The sequence below is a fragment of the Bacillus songklensis genome, from assembly GCF_042649685.1.
Lineage (GTDB): Bacteria > Bacillota > Bacilli > Bacillales > Bacillaceae_H > Bacillus_BA > Bacillus_BA songklensis.
This window is the reverse complement of the sequence record NZ_JBHRZT010000020.1, coordinates 133,451-147,904: the sequence shown is the minus strand read 5'-3', so window position 1 is coordinate 147,904 and position 14,454 is coordinate 133,451. Positions and strand designations below refer to the sequence as shown.

General features: G+C 43.4%; 14 protein-coding genes. All 14 read left to right on the top strand.

The features are described from left to right. Positions 1-219: hypothetical protein (locus ACFOU2_RS03720; protein ID WP_377912317.1), on the top strand; the 219-nt coding region annotated here is incomplete at its 5' end. Between the two features lie 334 nt (positions 220-553). Further along, positions 554-844, top strand: a complete 291-nt coding sequence (locus ACFOU2_RS03715) for a TraR/DksA family transcriptional regulator (protein WP_377912315.1) — start codon at positions 554-556, stop codon at positions 842-844. 96 nt (positions 845-940) lie between these two features. Continuing rightward, the gene (lspA, locus tag ACFOU2_RS03710; protein ID WP_377912313.1) at positions 941-1,405 is read left to right on the top strand and encodes a signal peptidase II; all 465 of its coding nucleotides are present in this window, start codon (positions 941-943) and stop codon (positions 1,403-1,405) included. After that, the gene (locus tag ACFOU2_RS03705) at positions 1,405-2,319 is read left to right on the top strand and encodes an RluA family pseudouridine synthase (RefSeq protein WP_377912311.1); all 915 of its coding nucleotides are present in this window, start codon (positions 1,405-1,407) and stop codon (positions 2,317-2,319) included. The genes lspA and ACFOU2_RS03705 overlap by 1 nt, the downstream gene beginning before the upstream one ends. A 188-nt stretch (positions 2,320-2,507) precedes the next feature. After that, positions 2,508-3,053, top strand: a complete 546-nt coding sequence (gene pyrR / locus ACFOU2_RS03700) for a bifunctional pyr operon transcriptional regulator/uracil phosphoribosyltransferase PyrR (RefSeq protein ID WP_377913564.1) — start codon at positions 2,508-2,510, stop codon at positions 3,051-3,053. 179 nt (positions 3,054-3,232) lie between these two features. Beyond that, entirely contained in the window at positions 3,233-4,552 is a 1,320-nt protein-coding gene (locus ACFOU2_RS03695) for a solute carrier family 23 protein (RefSeq protein WP_377912309.1), read from the top strand. A 144-nt stretch (positions 4,553-4,696) separates the two neighbouring features. Further along, a complete protein-coding gene (locus ACFOU2_RS03690; protein WP_377912307.1) occupies positions 4,697-5,632 on the top strand; it encodes an aspartate carbamoyltransferase catalytic subunit in 936 nt (311 codons plus the stop codon). Continuing rightward, a complete protein-coding gene (locus ACFOU2_RS03685) occupies positions 5,595-6,884 on the top strand; it encodes a dihydroorotase (protein ID WP_377912305.1) in 1,290 nt (429 codons plus the stop codon). Before ACFOU2_RS03690 ends, ACFOU2_RS03685 begins: the two co-directional genes overlap by 38 nt. Further along, a complete protein-coding gene (locus tag ACFOU2_RS03680) occupies positions 6,881-7,981 on the top strand; it encodes a carbamoyl phosphate synthase small subunit (protein ID WP_377912303.1) in 1,101 nt (366 codons plus the stop codon). The genes ACFOU2_RS03685 and ACFOU2_RS03680 overlap by 4 nt, the downstream gene beginning before the upstream one ends. After that, the gene (gene carB / locus ACFOU2_RS03675; protein ID WP_377912301.1) at positions 7,966-11,178 is read left to right on the top strand and encodes a carbamoyl-phosphate synthase large subunit; all 3,213 of its coding nucleotides are present in this window, start codon (positions 7,966-7,968) and stop codon (positions 11,176-11,178) included. Before ACFOU2_RS03680 ends, carB begins: the two co-directional genes overlap by 16 nt. Then, positions 11,175-11,948 (top strand): dihydroorotate dehydrogenase electron transfer subunit, encoded by a 774-nt coding sequence (locus ACFOU2_RS03670; RefSeq protein ID WP_377912299.1) that lies wholly within the window; start codon positions 11,175-11,177, stop codon positions 11,946-11,948. The genes carB and ACFOU2_RS03670 overlap by 4 nt, the downstream gene beginning before the upstream one ends. Further along, complete coding sequence (locus ACFOU2_RS03665) at positions 11,945-12,886, top strand: dihydroorotate dehydrogenase (RefSeq protein WP_377912297.1); 942 nt, start codon at positions 11,945-11,947, stop codon at positions 12,884-12,886. The genes ACFOU2_RS03670 and ACFOU2_RS03665 overlap by 4 nt, the downstream gene beginning before the upstream one ends. Continuing rightward, positions 12,816-13,574 carry an orotidine-5'-phosphate decarboxylase gene (gene pyrF, locus ACFOU2_RS03660; protein WP_377912295.1) on the top strand — a complete coding sequence of 253 codons (759 nt, stop codon included), beginning with the start codon at positions 12,816-12,818 and terminating at the stop codon, positions 13,572-13,574. Before ACFOU2_RS03665 ends, pyrF begins: the two co-directional genes overlap by 71 nt. Beyond that, the gene (gene pyrE / locus ACFOU2_RS03655; RefSeq protein WP_377912293.1) at positions 13,571-14,200 is read left to right on the top strand and encodes an orotate phosphoribosyltransferase; all 630 of its coding nucleotides are present in this window, start codon (positions 13,571-13,573) and stop codon (positions 14,198-14,200) included. Before pyrF ends, pyrE begins: the two co-directional genes overlap by 4 nt. The last annotated feature ends 254 nt before the right edge of the window (positions 14,201-14,454 follow it).

The following is a 14,454-nucleotide window of genomic DNA, read 5'->3' as shown; positions in this document are numbered from 1 at the left end:
ACCGTTAATCAAAACCCTTGGTATTACTGGATTTATATAACGGTCCATTTTGCGTGGGGTGACTCAAAAGGGGCGATTTTTCTCCTTTTGAGTCACCCCCTTTTACTGTCCAGTATTTTTGTTGAAAAACAATGGAGACTCTTAACAAATTATGTTCATTTTTTAACGCTATCTCTTGGCTTCGATCTTCTTCATGGTCATTCTGTTCTCTCGACTTGAATAAACTTACAAAGGTTCTTACATAAGCGGCTGACAAGAACCTGTAAGGGAGCTTGTCAGTCGCTTATACGTAAATAATGGCACACGGATATTTTTTCCGTGTGCCATTATTTACGTGAATTCATTATGCATTAGAAATGCTGCAGTAAATTGGCAAACACCTTTACAAGCGCCTTCTTTTTCATTAGGTAAAAGTTGTGAGTGAGGCAAAGAAAAAGCACGGATACAATATAGATACTATCTTGATAAAGCAGTTAAGTTAACTAAGTTAACATGAACTTATTTTTCCCTCGTTCATCGAACGTGCACAGCAAAGAAGGAGGTACAATCGATCATGCAAAATCATCCATATTCACTGCTTAAAACAGAGCTTGAAACGATGAAGCAAGAACTTACCGCTTCTTTAAGAAGGCACGAAACGGAAATTTTATGGAATGAACATGGCAAGCGGCCGGATGTTGTCCAATATATTAAAGATGATTTAGATGATGTAGAGAGGGCTTTATTTAAGTTTCAAATCGGTTTGTTTGGAATAGATGAAGCAACAGGAGATAAAATCCCTTTAAAGAAATTAAAAGTGCTGCCGACAGCAAGAACAGAAAAAGATGTTTATTTTATACATTAAAAATAGCTTTAAAAGAACAATCCCTTTAAATAGAGAGAACAATTATGCTAAAATGCATTAGGACATATTCGTCATTTTTTAATAGGGGGAACGAGCGTGCTTTATTATATGATTGCTGTTTTGATTATTGCCCTTGACCAAATCACAAAATGGATGGTTGTAAAGCAGATGGAACTAGGGGAGAGCATTGAAATTATTCCGAATTTCCTTTACATTACTTCTCACCGTAATCGCGGAGCTGCATGGGGCATTTTACAAGGGAAAATGTGGTTTTTCTATATTATCACCATCCTCGTCATTGTGGCTCTTGTCATCTATATTCAACGGCTGAAAAAAGAGGAGAGATGGCTCGGAATTGCTCTTGGATTGATGCTTGGAGGAGCAGTTGGAAACTTTATTGATCGAGTATGGCGTAAAGAGGTAGTAGATTTTATTAATACATACATTTTTACGTATGATTTCCCGATCTTTAATGTGGCGGATTCCGCGTTGGTAATTGGAGTAGGGCTTATTTTTGTCCTTATTTTATTTGAAGGAAAAACAAAAAAGGAGCACAATTAATGGAAGTAATTGAACTAACCATTGATGAACAACAGCAAAATGAACGTCTTGACAAAGTGTTATCCACCATAAATTCAGAATGGTCGAGAACACAAGTTCAACAATGGATTAAAGATGAAGTCGTTAAAGTAAACGGAAATGCTGTCAAAGGGAACTATAAATGCAAGATTAACGATCGGATCGTCATTGAAATACCCGAGCCGGAGCCGTTAGATGTCATACCGGAAGAAATGGATTTGGATATTTATTATGAGGATCAGGATGTGCTTGTCGTTAATAAACCAAGAGGAATGGTTGTTCATCCAGCACCCGGTCATATGACAGGGACATTGGTTAATGGGTTGATGGCCCATTGCAAAGATTTATCCGGCATTAATGGAGTCTTAAGACCGGGAATTGTCCATCGCATTGATAAAGATACATCGGGTTTATTGATGGTTGCCAAAAACGATATGGCTCATGAATCGCTCGTTAACCAGCTAGTGAACAAAACCGTTACGAGACGTTATAAAGCCATTGTTCATGGAGTGATTCCCCATGACCATGGAACGATTGACGCCCCGATCGGCCGAGATAGACATGACCGTCAAAGCATGACGGTCACAGATGAAAACGGAAAAGAGGCCGTTACTCATTTTAATGTTCTTAAGCGTTTTAATGATTTCACTTTTGTAGAGTGTCAATTAGAAACCGGGCGTACACATCAAATCCGTGTGCATATGAAGTATATCGGTTATCCGTTGGCGGGCGACCCGAAATACGGTCCGAAAAAAACGCTGCCGATAGATGGACAAGCGTTACATGCAGGCATTCTAGGTTTTACGCATCCGCGCACAGGTGAATACAAAGAATTTGAGGCTCCCCTTCCGAAAGATTTTCAAGACATGCTTGAATTACTGGAAAAAAGAAGTTGACGTAAAATGAAATCCATGCAATAATACATGTAGTTGAGTAAATGACCCTTTAAGAACAGTCCCGTGAGGCTGAGAAGGAAACGGTTTGGATATACTATAGGTATGTCCACTAGGAAGATAACTGTGCCCTCTCGCCTTCTAGGTGAGAGGGCTTTTTAGCAGCTAAGAAGGTAAACGAGGTGATGGTCGTGAATATAAAAGCAACGGTTCTAGATCAACAAGCCATTCGGCGTGCTTTGACACGTATTGCCCACGAGATTATCGAGCGCAACAAAGGAATCGATAGTTGTGTGCTAGTCGGAATTAAAACGAGGGGCATTCATTTAGCAAAACGATTGGCTGAACGCATCGAACAAATTGAAGGCAGATCCATTGCGGTAGGAGAGTTGGATATCACATTATACCGTGATGATTTGACAAAGGTAACGAATAATGATGAGCCGCTCGTAAAAGGTTCTGATATTCCGGTGGAGATTAACAACAAAAAGGTCATTTTAGTCGATGATGTATTATATACAGGCCGAACAGTCCGGGCTGCAATGGATGCGCTCATGGACATCGGCCGACCTGGCCAAATTCAATTGGCCGTATTAGTGGACCGCGGGCATCGTGAATTACCGATTCGCGCCGATTATGTAGGGAAAAACGTTCCAACGGCAAGTAGTGAAAAAATCGTTGTTCAATTAACGGAAGTAGACGAAATAGATCAAGTCAGCATTTACGAAAAAGAATAAGAAATCCTTTTAAAGGTGGTCCTGTGAGGCTGCAAAAGGAGCAATACAAATGCGAGTCAGCTTGTGCAATCAGCGCAAGTATGATGAGTGCATGTGTATGTTACCCTCTTTGTGCACCTACATAGGCATAAAGAGGTTTTTTTATGGCTGAAAATATGTCAGGGAGAGGAGAAACACAAATGAATAAAAAACAAGATATTGTCTTAGATGTTTTAGATAAACCAAAAGCATCACAGTGGTTCATTTTAAGTTTGCAGCACCTGTTTGCGATGTTTGGAGCAACGATTCTTGTTCCATACTTAACGAAAACGAATCCAGCTGTCGCTTTAGTTGCAAGCGGATTAGGAACACTAGCATTTCTTTTAATTACGAAAGGAAGAGTTCCAGCTTACTTAGGTTCATCATTCGCCTTCATTGCCCCGATTTTAGCTGCTAAAGCGTCGGGAGGTCCGGCTGCTGCGATGATGGGAAGCTTCCTGGCAGGTCTTGTTTACGGGATTGTCGCTTTAATCATAAAGAGAACGGGAATCAAATGGCTGATGAAGCTGCTCCCGCCGGTTGTAGTAGGACCTGTCATTATCGTTATTGGTCTTAGCCTGGCCAATACAGCAGTAGGAATGGCAACAAACGATACAAACGGAAATTACAGTACGCCACACATTTTAACGGCTTTAGTGACACTGGGAATTGTGATTATATGTTCTATCTATCTCAAAGGGTTTATGAACCTGATCCCGGTTTTAATCGGCATCGTCGGCGGCAGCTTGTTTGCTTACACACAGGGCATCATGGATTTTTCTAAGGTAAAAGAAGCCGCATGGTTTGAAGTACCGGATTTTTATATCCCATTCGTCTCCTACACACCTGAATTTTCTTGGGGAATTGTCTTGATCATGGTTCCGGTGGCAATTGTAACACTGTCAGAACACATTGGCCATTTGCTTGTACTCAATAAAGTAGTAGATCGAGATTACATCAAAAATCCTGGATTGCATCGCACGATTTTAGGAGATGGTGTGGCGACAATGGTTGCTGCGCTCATCGGCGGGCCTCCAAATACCACTTACGGTGAAAACATCGGGGTCCTTGCCATCACGAAAGTATTCAGCGTGTTTGTAATCGGCGGTGCCGCTGTGATTGCCATCACGTTCGGTTTCATCGGCAAAATCACTGCTTTGATTTCCAGTGTGCCATCGGCGGTCATGGGCGGTGTATCGATCCTGTTATTCGGAATCATTGCATCTTCAGGACTACGCATGATGATTGAATCAAAAATTGATTTAGGCGATAAGAGAAACCTTGTAATCTCTTCTGTCATCCTTGTGCTGGGGATAGGAGGAGCAGTCATCCGGGTTTCAGATCAACTTGAAATTCACGGTATGGCATTGGCGGCGATTGTCGGAGTCATCTTAAACATAGTACTACCGCATGAAAAAGGGGCGAAGCAAAAAGAGACAACCACTTCTGAAAATACAACACCAAAAACATACGCTTCATAGTTAAGCACCTTTTAAATAAGTCCAGAGAGGCTTGGAAGGGTGAGTGTGCGGAAAGCTGATGAACTAGTCGGCTCAGCTTTGTCACACCCTTTCCAACTCTGGAAAGGGTTTTTTTGTGCCTAAATCTTAATAGGAGGAATGGATATGAACCACTTACTGACCGTTTCATCGTTAACAACGGATGAAATCATGCACTTATTAAACCAAGCGGAGCATTACCGACAAGGAAGAATGGTGTGGGAGCCGCGTCAACAAATGTTTATTTCTAACTTGTTTTTCGAACCGAGCACAAGAACGAAATGCAGCTTTGAAGTGGCTGAACGAAAACTCGGATTAGACGTGATACCATTTGAGGTGTCGACATCAAGCGTCCAAAAGGGAGAGACGCTTTATGACACGATTGAAACGCTTGCTGCCATTGGTGTTAACGCTGTGGTCATTCGTCATCCGCAAGATGCTTATTATGAAAATTTGATGGGCAAAGTATCCATTCCAATCATTAATGCAGGCGACGGGTGCGGACAGCATCCTACACAATGTTTGTTGGATTTAATGACCATCCGCCAGGAATACGGCACCTTCAGCGGGCTGAAGGTGGCCATTGTGGGGGATTTGCGCCACAGCCGCGTAGCCCGCTCGAACGCGGAAATGCTGACAAAACTCGGCGCAGAAGTTTATTTATCCGGCCCAAAAGAGTGGCACGATGAAAACATTCCGTATGGAACATATGTAGAGATGGATGATGCGATTCGAGAAGCTGATATCGTCATGCTTTTAAGAATTCAATTCGAGCGCCATGGACAGCAAACAGAAGCTGCTAAGAACTATCACTCTTTATACGGATTGACAGTAGAGCGGGAAAAACAAATGAAAAAAGAAAGCATCATTCTTCATCCAGCCCCTGTGAACAGAGGAGTAGAAATTGCGGATGAATTAGTGGAATGTGGACGCTCAAGAATCTTCAAGCAAATGCAAAACGGTGTGTTTGTTCGCATGGCCGTATTAGCAAAAGCTTTGCAAACAATTGAAGGGGGAATGAACAATGACAATCGTTATCAAAAATGGCATGTGGCTCAATAAACAAGGAGAACTTGAAAAAGTAGACATCAAAATCACAGGAAACCGAATCACAGAAATCAGTTCGAGCTTGGATGAAACTGTGTCAGATAAAGTGATTGATGCAAGAGGAAAGTTCATCGCTCCTGGTTTTGTAGATGTACACGTCCACCTGAGAGAACCGGGTGGTGAACATAAAGAAACGATTGAAACGGGAACACTGGCGGCGGCAAAAGGCGGCTTTACGACGATTGCAGCAATGCCGAACACAAGACCGGTGCCGGATACGAAAGAACAAATGGAATGGATGCAAAAGAGAATAGCCGACACTGCTCATGTGCGTGTGCTGCCGTATGCGTCCATCACCGTGAGACAAGCGGGAAAAGAACGAACAAACTTCGAGCAGTTAAAAGAAGCGGGAGCATTCGCTTTTACAGATGACGGGGTAGGCGTACAGTCTTCAGCAATGATGCTTGAAGCAATGAAGGAAGCTTCAAAGCTTGATATGGCAATCGTTGCCCACTGTGAAGATAATGAACTCATCAACAAAGGCTGCGTACATGATGGGGAATTTGCGAAAAAACATGGCGTAAGAGGCATCCCATCTATATGTGAGTCACTGCAAATTGCGAGAGATGTCTTGCTGGCAGAAGCGGCTGATTGCCATTATCATGTTTGCCATGTGAGCACGAAGGAATCCGTCCGTGTCATCCGCGATGCGAAAAAAGCGGGCATCCGTGTAACGGCAGAAGTGACGCCGCACCACTTATTGCTAAGTGAAGATGATATTCCAGGATTGGATCCTAACTTTAAAATGAATCCGCCTTTAAGGGCAAATGAGGATAAACAAGCATTAATCGAAGGGCTACTGGACGGCACGATCGATTTCATCGCCACAGATCATGCCCCGCACACAGCAGAGGAAAAAGCGGAAGGAATGGAACTGGCTCCGTTTGGGATTGTCGGGTTGGAAACGGCTTTTCCGCTCATGTACACAAACTTTGTACAAAAAGGCGTTTGCAGCTTAGCACAGCTCATTGAGTGGATGGCAATCAAACCAGCCAACACATTTGGGCTATCGGCCGGATGTTTAAAAATCGGAAGTCCCGCCGACATTACAATCATTGATTTAAATCATGAAGAAAAAATTGATCCAGCAAACTTTGTATCAAAAGGGAAAAACACACCGTTTACGGATTGGACTTGCAAAGGCTGGCCAGTGATGACAATTGTAGATGGAAAATGCGTATGGGAGAAAGGAAGTGTAACGGTATGAAACGTCAACTCATTTTAGAAGATGGTACCGTATTTGTAGGAAAAGGATTTGGCAGTGAAATCGGGTTAACTGGTGAAGTTGTGTTCAATACAGGGATGACTGGTTATCAAGAGATTTTATCAGACCCTTCTTATTGTGAACAAATCGTGACGTTAACATATCCGTTAATCGGAAACTACGGAATCAACCGCGATGATTTCGAATCCATTGAGCCTGTTGTAAACGGCTTAATCGTGAAAGAGTATTGTGATGCTCCATCCAATTTCCGCAGTTCGATGGCACTGGATGAGTTTTTAAAGCAAAAGAACATTCCGGGATTAGCCGGGATTGATACGAGAAAGCTGACAAGAAAGATTCGCCAGCACGGAACGTTAAGAGGAAAAATGTGCAGTATGGATGTCAATGTACAGGAAATCGTTGATTCATTAAAGAAAACGGAGCTCTCGACGGATCAAGTGAAAAAAGTTTCCACAAAACGCGCTTATCCTAGTCCGGGACGCGGACATAAAGTTGTCCTTGTGGATTTTGGAATGAAGCACGGCATCTTACGAGAACTAACGATGCGCAACTGCGACGTATTGGTTGTTCCTTACAACACAACAGCTGATGAAATTTTACGGTTAAATCCAGACGGCATTATGTTAAGCAACGGACCTGGAGATCCGAAAGATGTTCCTGAGGCAATCGAAATGATCCAAGGTGTGTTAGGGGAGGTTCCTTTATTCGGCATTTGCTTAGGACACCAGCTCTTTGCGCTTGCTTGCGGAGCAGACACGGAAAAGATGAAGTTCGGCCACCGCGGATCCAATCATCCGGTGAAGGAGTTAGCAACAAACCGCGTTTCTCTTACATCGCAAAACCATGGATACACAGTACGCGAAGAATCGCTGCCAGGAACAGGGTTATCTGTCACTCACGTAGCCTTGAACGACGGAACGGTAGAGGGCCTAAAGCATGGTATACATCCGGCATTCACAGTGCAGTACCATCCGGAAGCATCACCAGGGCCGGAAGATGCGAACTACTTATTTGATCGTTTTATCGAATTAATGGAAACAAACAAGAAAGTGGGGAATGAGTTATGCCAAAACGCTTAGACATTAACACCATTTTAGTAATCGGATCAGGACCAATCGTCATCGGGCAAGCAGCAGAATTTGATTATGCGGGTACACAGGCATGTATCGCTCTTAAAGAAGAAGGATACAAAGTGATTCTTGTCAACTCGAACCCTGCCACTATCATGACAGACTCTGAAATCGCGGATAAAGTTTATATAGAGCCGCTTACACCTGAGTTTTTAACTTCCATCATCCGTAAAGAACGTCCGGATGCCCTTTTACCGACATTAGGAGGCCAGACAGGGCTAAACCTTGCTGTAGAACTGGCAAAATCCGGTGTGCTGGATGAGCTGGGAGTAGAGATTTTAGGAACAAAGCTAAGCGCAATTGAGCAAGCGGAAGACCGTGAACTGTTCCGTTCTTTAATGAACGAATTAAATGAACCGGTACCGCCAAGCACGATCATCCATACATTAGAAGAAGCATATGCCTTCGTTGAAGAAATTGGCTATCCGGTTATCGTTCGTCCAGCATACACACTCGGAGGAACAGGGGGCGGAATTTGCCAGAACGAAGAAGAATTGATTGAAATTGTGACAAGCGGATTGAAACACAGCCCGGTTACTCAATGTTTACTGGAAAAAAGCATCGCTGGCTTTAAGGAAATCGAATACGAAGTGATGCGTGACAGCAACGACAACGCGATTGTCGTTTGTAACATGGAAAACATCGATCCGGTCGGAATTCATACAGGTGACTCGATCGTTGTGGCTCCAAGCCAAACGTTAAGTGACCGTGAATACCAAATGCTTCGAAATGCTTCGTTAAAAATCATTCGTGCCTTACAAATTGAAGGAGGCTGTAACGTTCAGCTTGCGTTGGATCCATACAGCTTCAACTATTACATCATTGAAGTGAATCCCCGTGTCAGCCGTTCATCTGCGCTTGCGTCCAAAGCGACAGGTTATCCGATTGCGAAGCTTGCAGCGAAAATTGCGGTAGGATTAACGCTTGATGAAATGATGAACCCTGTCACAGGTAAAACATATGCATCATTTGAACCGGCATTGGATTATGTAGTAAGTAAAATCCCGCGCTGGCCGTTTGATAAATTCGAAGCAGCCAACCGTAAGTTAGGCACGCAGATGAAAGCAACAGGAGAAGTCATGGCAATTGGCCGCACATTGGAAGAATCATTGTTAAAGGCTGTTCGCTCGCTGGAAGCGAAAGTATATCACCTTGAATTAAAAGATGCTGACCAAATCGATGACGAATTACTTGAAAAACGTATTCGAGTGGCTGGAGATGAGCGCTTATTCTACCTTGGAGAAGCAATCAGACGCGGCATTAGCATCCAAACACTGCATGAATGGAGCAAAATCGATCTCTTCTTCTTAGTGAAAATGGAAAATATCGTGAAACTTGAAGAATCTTTAAAACAAGCTGTTGGTGAAGTTGAAGTTTTACAAGAAGCAAAGAGAATGGGCTTCTCCGATAAAACAATCGCCAAGTTATGGAATATGAGTGAACGTGAAGTCTATGATTATCGTAAACAACATGGCATTATACCGGTCTATAAGACGGTTGATACATGTGCAGCGGAATTCGAATCAGAGACGCCTTATTTCTACGGCACATATGAAGAGGAAAACGAGTCCATCGTGACAGACAAACAAAGTGTGATTGTCCTAGGATCCGGTCCGATTCGCATCGGTCAGGGCGTCGAGTTCGATTATGCGACGGTTCATAGTGTCTGGGCAATTCGTGAAGCTGGATATGAAGCGATCATCATCAATAACAATCCAGAAACAGTCTCGACAGATTTTAGTATCTCTGACAAACTTTACTTCGAACCATTAACGGTAGAAGATGTGATGCACATCATTGAACTGGAAAAACCATACGGTGTAGTTGTACAGTTCGGCGGTCAAACAGCGATCAATTTGGCAGAAGAATTATCAAACCGCGGTGTCCGTATTCTTGGTACATCCTTAGAAAGTCTCGATACGGCGGAAGATCGCGATAAATTTGAGAAAATGCTTGTGGAGCTCGGTGTTCCGCAGCCGCTTGGCAAGACAGCTACTTCTGTAGAGCAAGCAGTTAAAATTGCTGAAGGCATCGGCTATCCGGTATTAGTGCGACCATCTTATGTATTGGGCGGCCGTGCGATGGAAATCGTCTATAAAACAGAAGAGCTTCTTCACTACATGGAACATGCCGTGGAAGCAAACCCTGATCACCCGGTTTTAATTGACCGCTATTTAACAGGAAAAGAAATTGAGGTAGACGCAATTTCTGACGGAGAAAACGTGTATATCCCTGGTATTATGGAGCATATCGAACGTGCAGGAGTCCACTCCGGGGATTCAATTGCGGTCTATCCGCCTCAAACGTTATCAGCTGAAATTAAAGAAAAGATTGTCGATTATACAATTCGTCTTGCAAAAGGCTTAAAAATTGTCGGATTATTAAACATCCAGTTTGTTCTTTCTAAAGGTGAGGTATATGTGCTGGAAGTCAACCCAAGATCAAGCCGTACAGTGCCGTTCTTAAGCAAGATTACAAGAGTTCCGATGGCTAATATTGCAACAAAAGTCATTTTAGGGGCAAAATTACCAGACTTCGGCTATGAAACAGGTATTCATCCGGAAGAAGAAGGCGTGTACGTGAAAGCACCGGTCTTCTCATTTGCGAAATTAAGAAGAGTGGACATTACATTAGGCCCTGAAATGAAATCCACAGGGGAAGTTATGGGACAGGATACAACCCTTGAAAAAGCATTATACAAAGCATTAATCGGTTCCGGCATCTCTATCAAGCCTTATGGGTCGGTTCTTATCACGGTGGCAGATAAAGATAAAGCTGAAGCCATCAAGCTGGCAAAACGCTTCAACAATATCGGCTATCGCATTTTAGCCACAGAAGGAACAGCAGCCGTGTTTGAAAAAGAAGGCGTTCCGACAAAAGTTGTGAACAAAATTGGCGAAGATGAAGAAAACTTGCTTCAATCCATCCGTCAAGGGGAAGCACAGCTTGTCATTAATACATTAACAAAAGGAAAACAGCCTGCACGAGATGGTTTTAAAATCAGACGTGAAGCGGTTGAAAATGGTATTCCATGCTTAACATCATTAGATACAGCAGTAGCGATTTTACAAGTGCTTGAAACGATGGGCTTCCATACAGCGCCAATGCGTAAAGCCGAAACGACACGTGAGGTGGTGCCTTCATGAAGAAAACGGAATTAATGGAGATCGTCGAGCAAAAGAACATTGCCCGCCATATTTACGAGTTGACCTTAACAGGTCAGCTTGTCGGGCAAATGGAGCAGCCTGGACAATTTGTACATTTACGCGTAAACGGTGATTACCTTCCGACATTAAGGCGTCCAATCAGCATTTCTGCAATCGATCGTGAGAAACATCAATTCACGATGATTTACCGTGCTGAAGGAGCGGGCACGAAAAAGCTGGCAGAAAAGAAGCCGGGTGATAAAGTGGACGTGCTGGGTCCTTTAGGAAACGGATTTCCGACAGATGCGGTGGAGAAACATGAAACTGCCTTGCTTGTAGGCGGAGGAATCGGAGTACCGCCTCTTTATGAACTATCTAAACAGTTAACCGCAAAAGGTGTAAATGTCATTCATGTTTTAGGATTTCAATCAAGCGAGGATACATTTTATGAAGAGAAGTTTTCAAGATTAGGAGAAACATATATCGCGACGGTCGATGGAACGTGCGGAACAAAAGGGTTTGTGACAGATGTCATTAATCAGTATGGTCTTCAGTTCGATACGCTGTTCTCATGCGGGCCGACCCCGATGTTGAAGGCACTTGAGCAGGCATATCCTCATAAAAAGGTGTATTTATCGCTGGAGGAGCGTATGGGATGCGGCATCGGAGCTTGCTTCGCCTGTGTATGCCGTGTCGATCACGAAACGGCCAATTATAAAAAAGTGTGCAGTGATGGACCAGTATTTAAAGCCGGGGAGGTATTATTATGAGTATGTTAGCGATGGAGTTGCCGGGATTATCATTGAAAAACCCCATCATGCCGGCATCAGGATGCTTTGGTTTCGGTCGGGAATACGCGCAATTTTATCCCCTCGATGTGCTCGGTGCCATTATGATTAAAGCGACAACTCATGAGGCGCGTTTCGGTAATCCGACACCAAGGGTAGCGGAAACACCTTCAGGAATGCTGAATGCCATCGGGTTACAAAATCCTGGATTAGATAAGGTGATGAACCAGGAATTACCATGGCTTGCACAGTACGATGTGCCGATTATTGCAAATGTAGCAGGTTCATCTGTAGAAGAGTACGTCAATGTGACAAAAGAAATTTCAACCATTGAGAATGTGAAAGCCATTGAATTGAACATTTCCTGCCCGAATGTGAAAAAAGGCGGCATCACCTTTGGGGTTGATCCTCAAATTGCAGCGGACTTAACGAAAAAAATAAAAGAAGTGTCAGCCGTTCCTGTGTATGTGAAGTTGTCACCAAACGTATCCAATATCGTCGAGATGGCTAAAGCGATAGAGCAAGCGGGTGCAGACGGCTTAACAATGATCAATACATTGCTTGGCATGAGACTGGATTTAAAAACAGCCAAGCCGATTTTGGCGAATGGTACAGGAGGATTATCCGGTCCTGCGATTAAACCTGTAGCGATTAGAATGATTCATGAGGTTAGTCAGCAAGTCAAAATTCCGATTATTGGAATGGGTGGAATTACGAATGCAGAAGACGTACTCGAATTTTTCTATGCAGGGGCAAGTGCGGTAGCGGTTGGAACGGCTAACTTTGTGGATCCATATGTATGTCCGAATATCATTGAAGAGTTGCCTCGTGTACTGGAAACGTACGGTTATGAACACATCTCAGAATGTATCGGAAGGAGCTGGAAACAACGTGAACAAGCCATTAATCATTGCTCTTGATTTTCCGGGCCTGCAAGAGGTCAAGGGTTTCTTGAATGAATTCGATGGAGAAAAATTGTTTGTCAAAGTCGGAATGGAGCTGTTTTATAAAGAAGGGCCGCAAATTTTAACGTATTTAAAAGAGCAGCAGCATCAAATTTTCCTTGATTTAAAACTTCATGACATCCCGAACACGGTGAAGAACGGCATGAAGTCACTTGCCTCTTATGAAGTGGATATGGTCAATGTCCATGCCCTTGGAGGAAAAGCGATGATGGAAGCGGCGTTAGAAGGACTGGAAGCAGGAACGCCATCCGGTCAGCAACGTCCGGCATGCATAGCGGTTACCCAGCTTACGAGTACGTCAGAAGAGCGGATGCAGCAAGAACAACTCATCGGGCATAAACTCCAGGAAGTTGTTCTTCATTATGCGGCATTAACGAAGAAAAGCGGATTGGACGGCGTCGTATGCTCGACGCTTGAAGTTCCAATGATTCGTCAGAAAGTAGGAGACAAGTTTTTAACAGTTACACCAGGCATCCGCCTTGCGAATCAAGGAGTGGATGACCAAGTAAGGGTGGCGACACCGGAAACGGCGAGAATGAACGGGACGAGTGCCATTGTCGTGGGACGTGCCATTACTGGTGCAAAGCAGCCGCTGCAAGCATATAAGCAAGTAAAACAAGAATGGGAAGGTGTACAAGTATGAAAAAAGAAATCGCAAAACATTTAATTGACATCAAAGCTGTTTGTTTAAATCCAAACGAACCGTTTACTTGGGCATCAGGCATTAAATCCCCCATTTATTGCGACAATCGTTTAACATTATCGTATCCGGCTGTTCGCAAGGAGATTGCCAAAGGATTGCAGCATTTAATTCGAACGTATTTTGGAAATGCTGAAGTGATTGCGGGTACGGCAACAGCAGGTATCCCTCATGCTGCCTGGATAAGTGAAGCGCTTGAGCTGCCCATGTGTTACGTGCGAAGCAAGGCGAAAGGGCACGGACGGGGCAATCAAATTGAAGGAAAAGTAGAAGAGGGGCAAAAGGTAGTTGTAGTGGAAGATTTGATCTCCACGGGCGGAAGCGTGATGACAGCCGTGAACGCCTTGAGAGAAGCTGGGTGTGAAGTGCTTGGTGTCGTCTCCATTTTTACTTACGAGATGGAACGGGCAAATCAACTATTTAAACAGGAAGGTATTAAAGCTTTTTCACTCACGGATTATTCTTCTTTAATCGAAAAAGCGATTGAGGAAGGATATATCCAAGAAAAAGATTATATAAAATTGATTAAATGGCGTGAAAATCCATCATCAGAGGATTGGATGGCATAAAAAACTGCCTTACAGAGACATTGAAAAGTCCCTTTCTGTCTAGAAATCTTAACAGAAAGGGACTTTATCTATATTTTCATAAACATCAGAACGAGTCCTTGTCTTTTTAGGCAGGGACTCGTTCTGATGGATTTGTTTATTTCATTGTGATTCTACTCGGAAACGATGGAAAGGCTTGTTAAGATGACCTGTGCCCTCGGCCCGCTTCTCCCTTCCCCATATTCTTTTCCCTAAACTGGATTTTCATTACTTTA

Excerpts from the sequence above, each read along its gene's own strand:
- ACFOU2_RS03715 (WP_377912315.1), top strand. The coding sequence starts at position 554 with ATGCAAAATCATCCATATTCACTGCTTAAAACAGAGCTTGAAACGATG.
- ACFOU2_RS03705 (WP_377912311.1), top strand. The coding sequence starts at position 1,405 with ATGGAAGTAATTGAACTAACCATTGATGAACAACAGCAAAATGAACGT.
- ACFOU2_RS03695 (WP_377912309.1), top strand. The coding sequence starts at position 3,233 with ATGAATAAAAAACAAGATATTGTCTTAGATGTTTTAGATAAACCAAAA.
- ACFOU2_RS03690 (WP_377912307.1), top strand. The coding sequence starts at position 4,697 with ATGAACCACTTACTGACCGTTTCATCGTTAACAACGGATGAAATCATG.
- ACFOU2_RS03685 (WP_377912305.1), top strand. The coding sequence starts at position 5,595 with ATGACAATCGTTATCAAAAATGGCATGTGGCTCAATAAACAAGGAGAA.
- ACFOU2_RS03680 (WP_377912303.1), top strand. The coding sequence starts at position 6,881 with ATGAAACGTCAACTCATTTTAGAAGATGGTACCGTATTTGTAGGAAAA.
- carB (WP_377912301.1), top strand. The coding sequence starts at position 7,966 with ATGCCAAAACGCTTAGACATTAACACCATTTTAGTAATCGGATCAGGA.
- ACFOU2_RS03670 (WP_377912299.1), top strand. The coding sequence starts at position 11,175 with ATGAAGAAAACGGAATTAATGGAGATCGTCGAGCAAAAGAACATTGCC.
- ACFOU2_RS03665 (WP_377912297.1), top strand. The coding sequence starts at position 11,945 with ATGAGTATGTTAGCGATGGAGTTGCCGGGATTATCATTGAAAAACCCC.
- pyrF (WP_377912295.1), top strand. The coding sequence starts at position 12,816 with ATGAACACATCTCAGAATGTATCGGAAGGAGCTGGAAACAACGTGAAC.
- pyrE (WP_377912293.1), top strand. The coding sequence starts at position 13,571 with ATGAAAAAAGAAATCGCAAAACATTTAATTGACATCAAAGCTGTTTGT.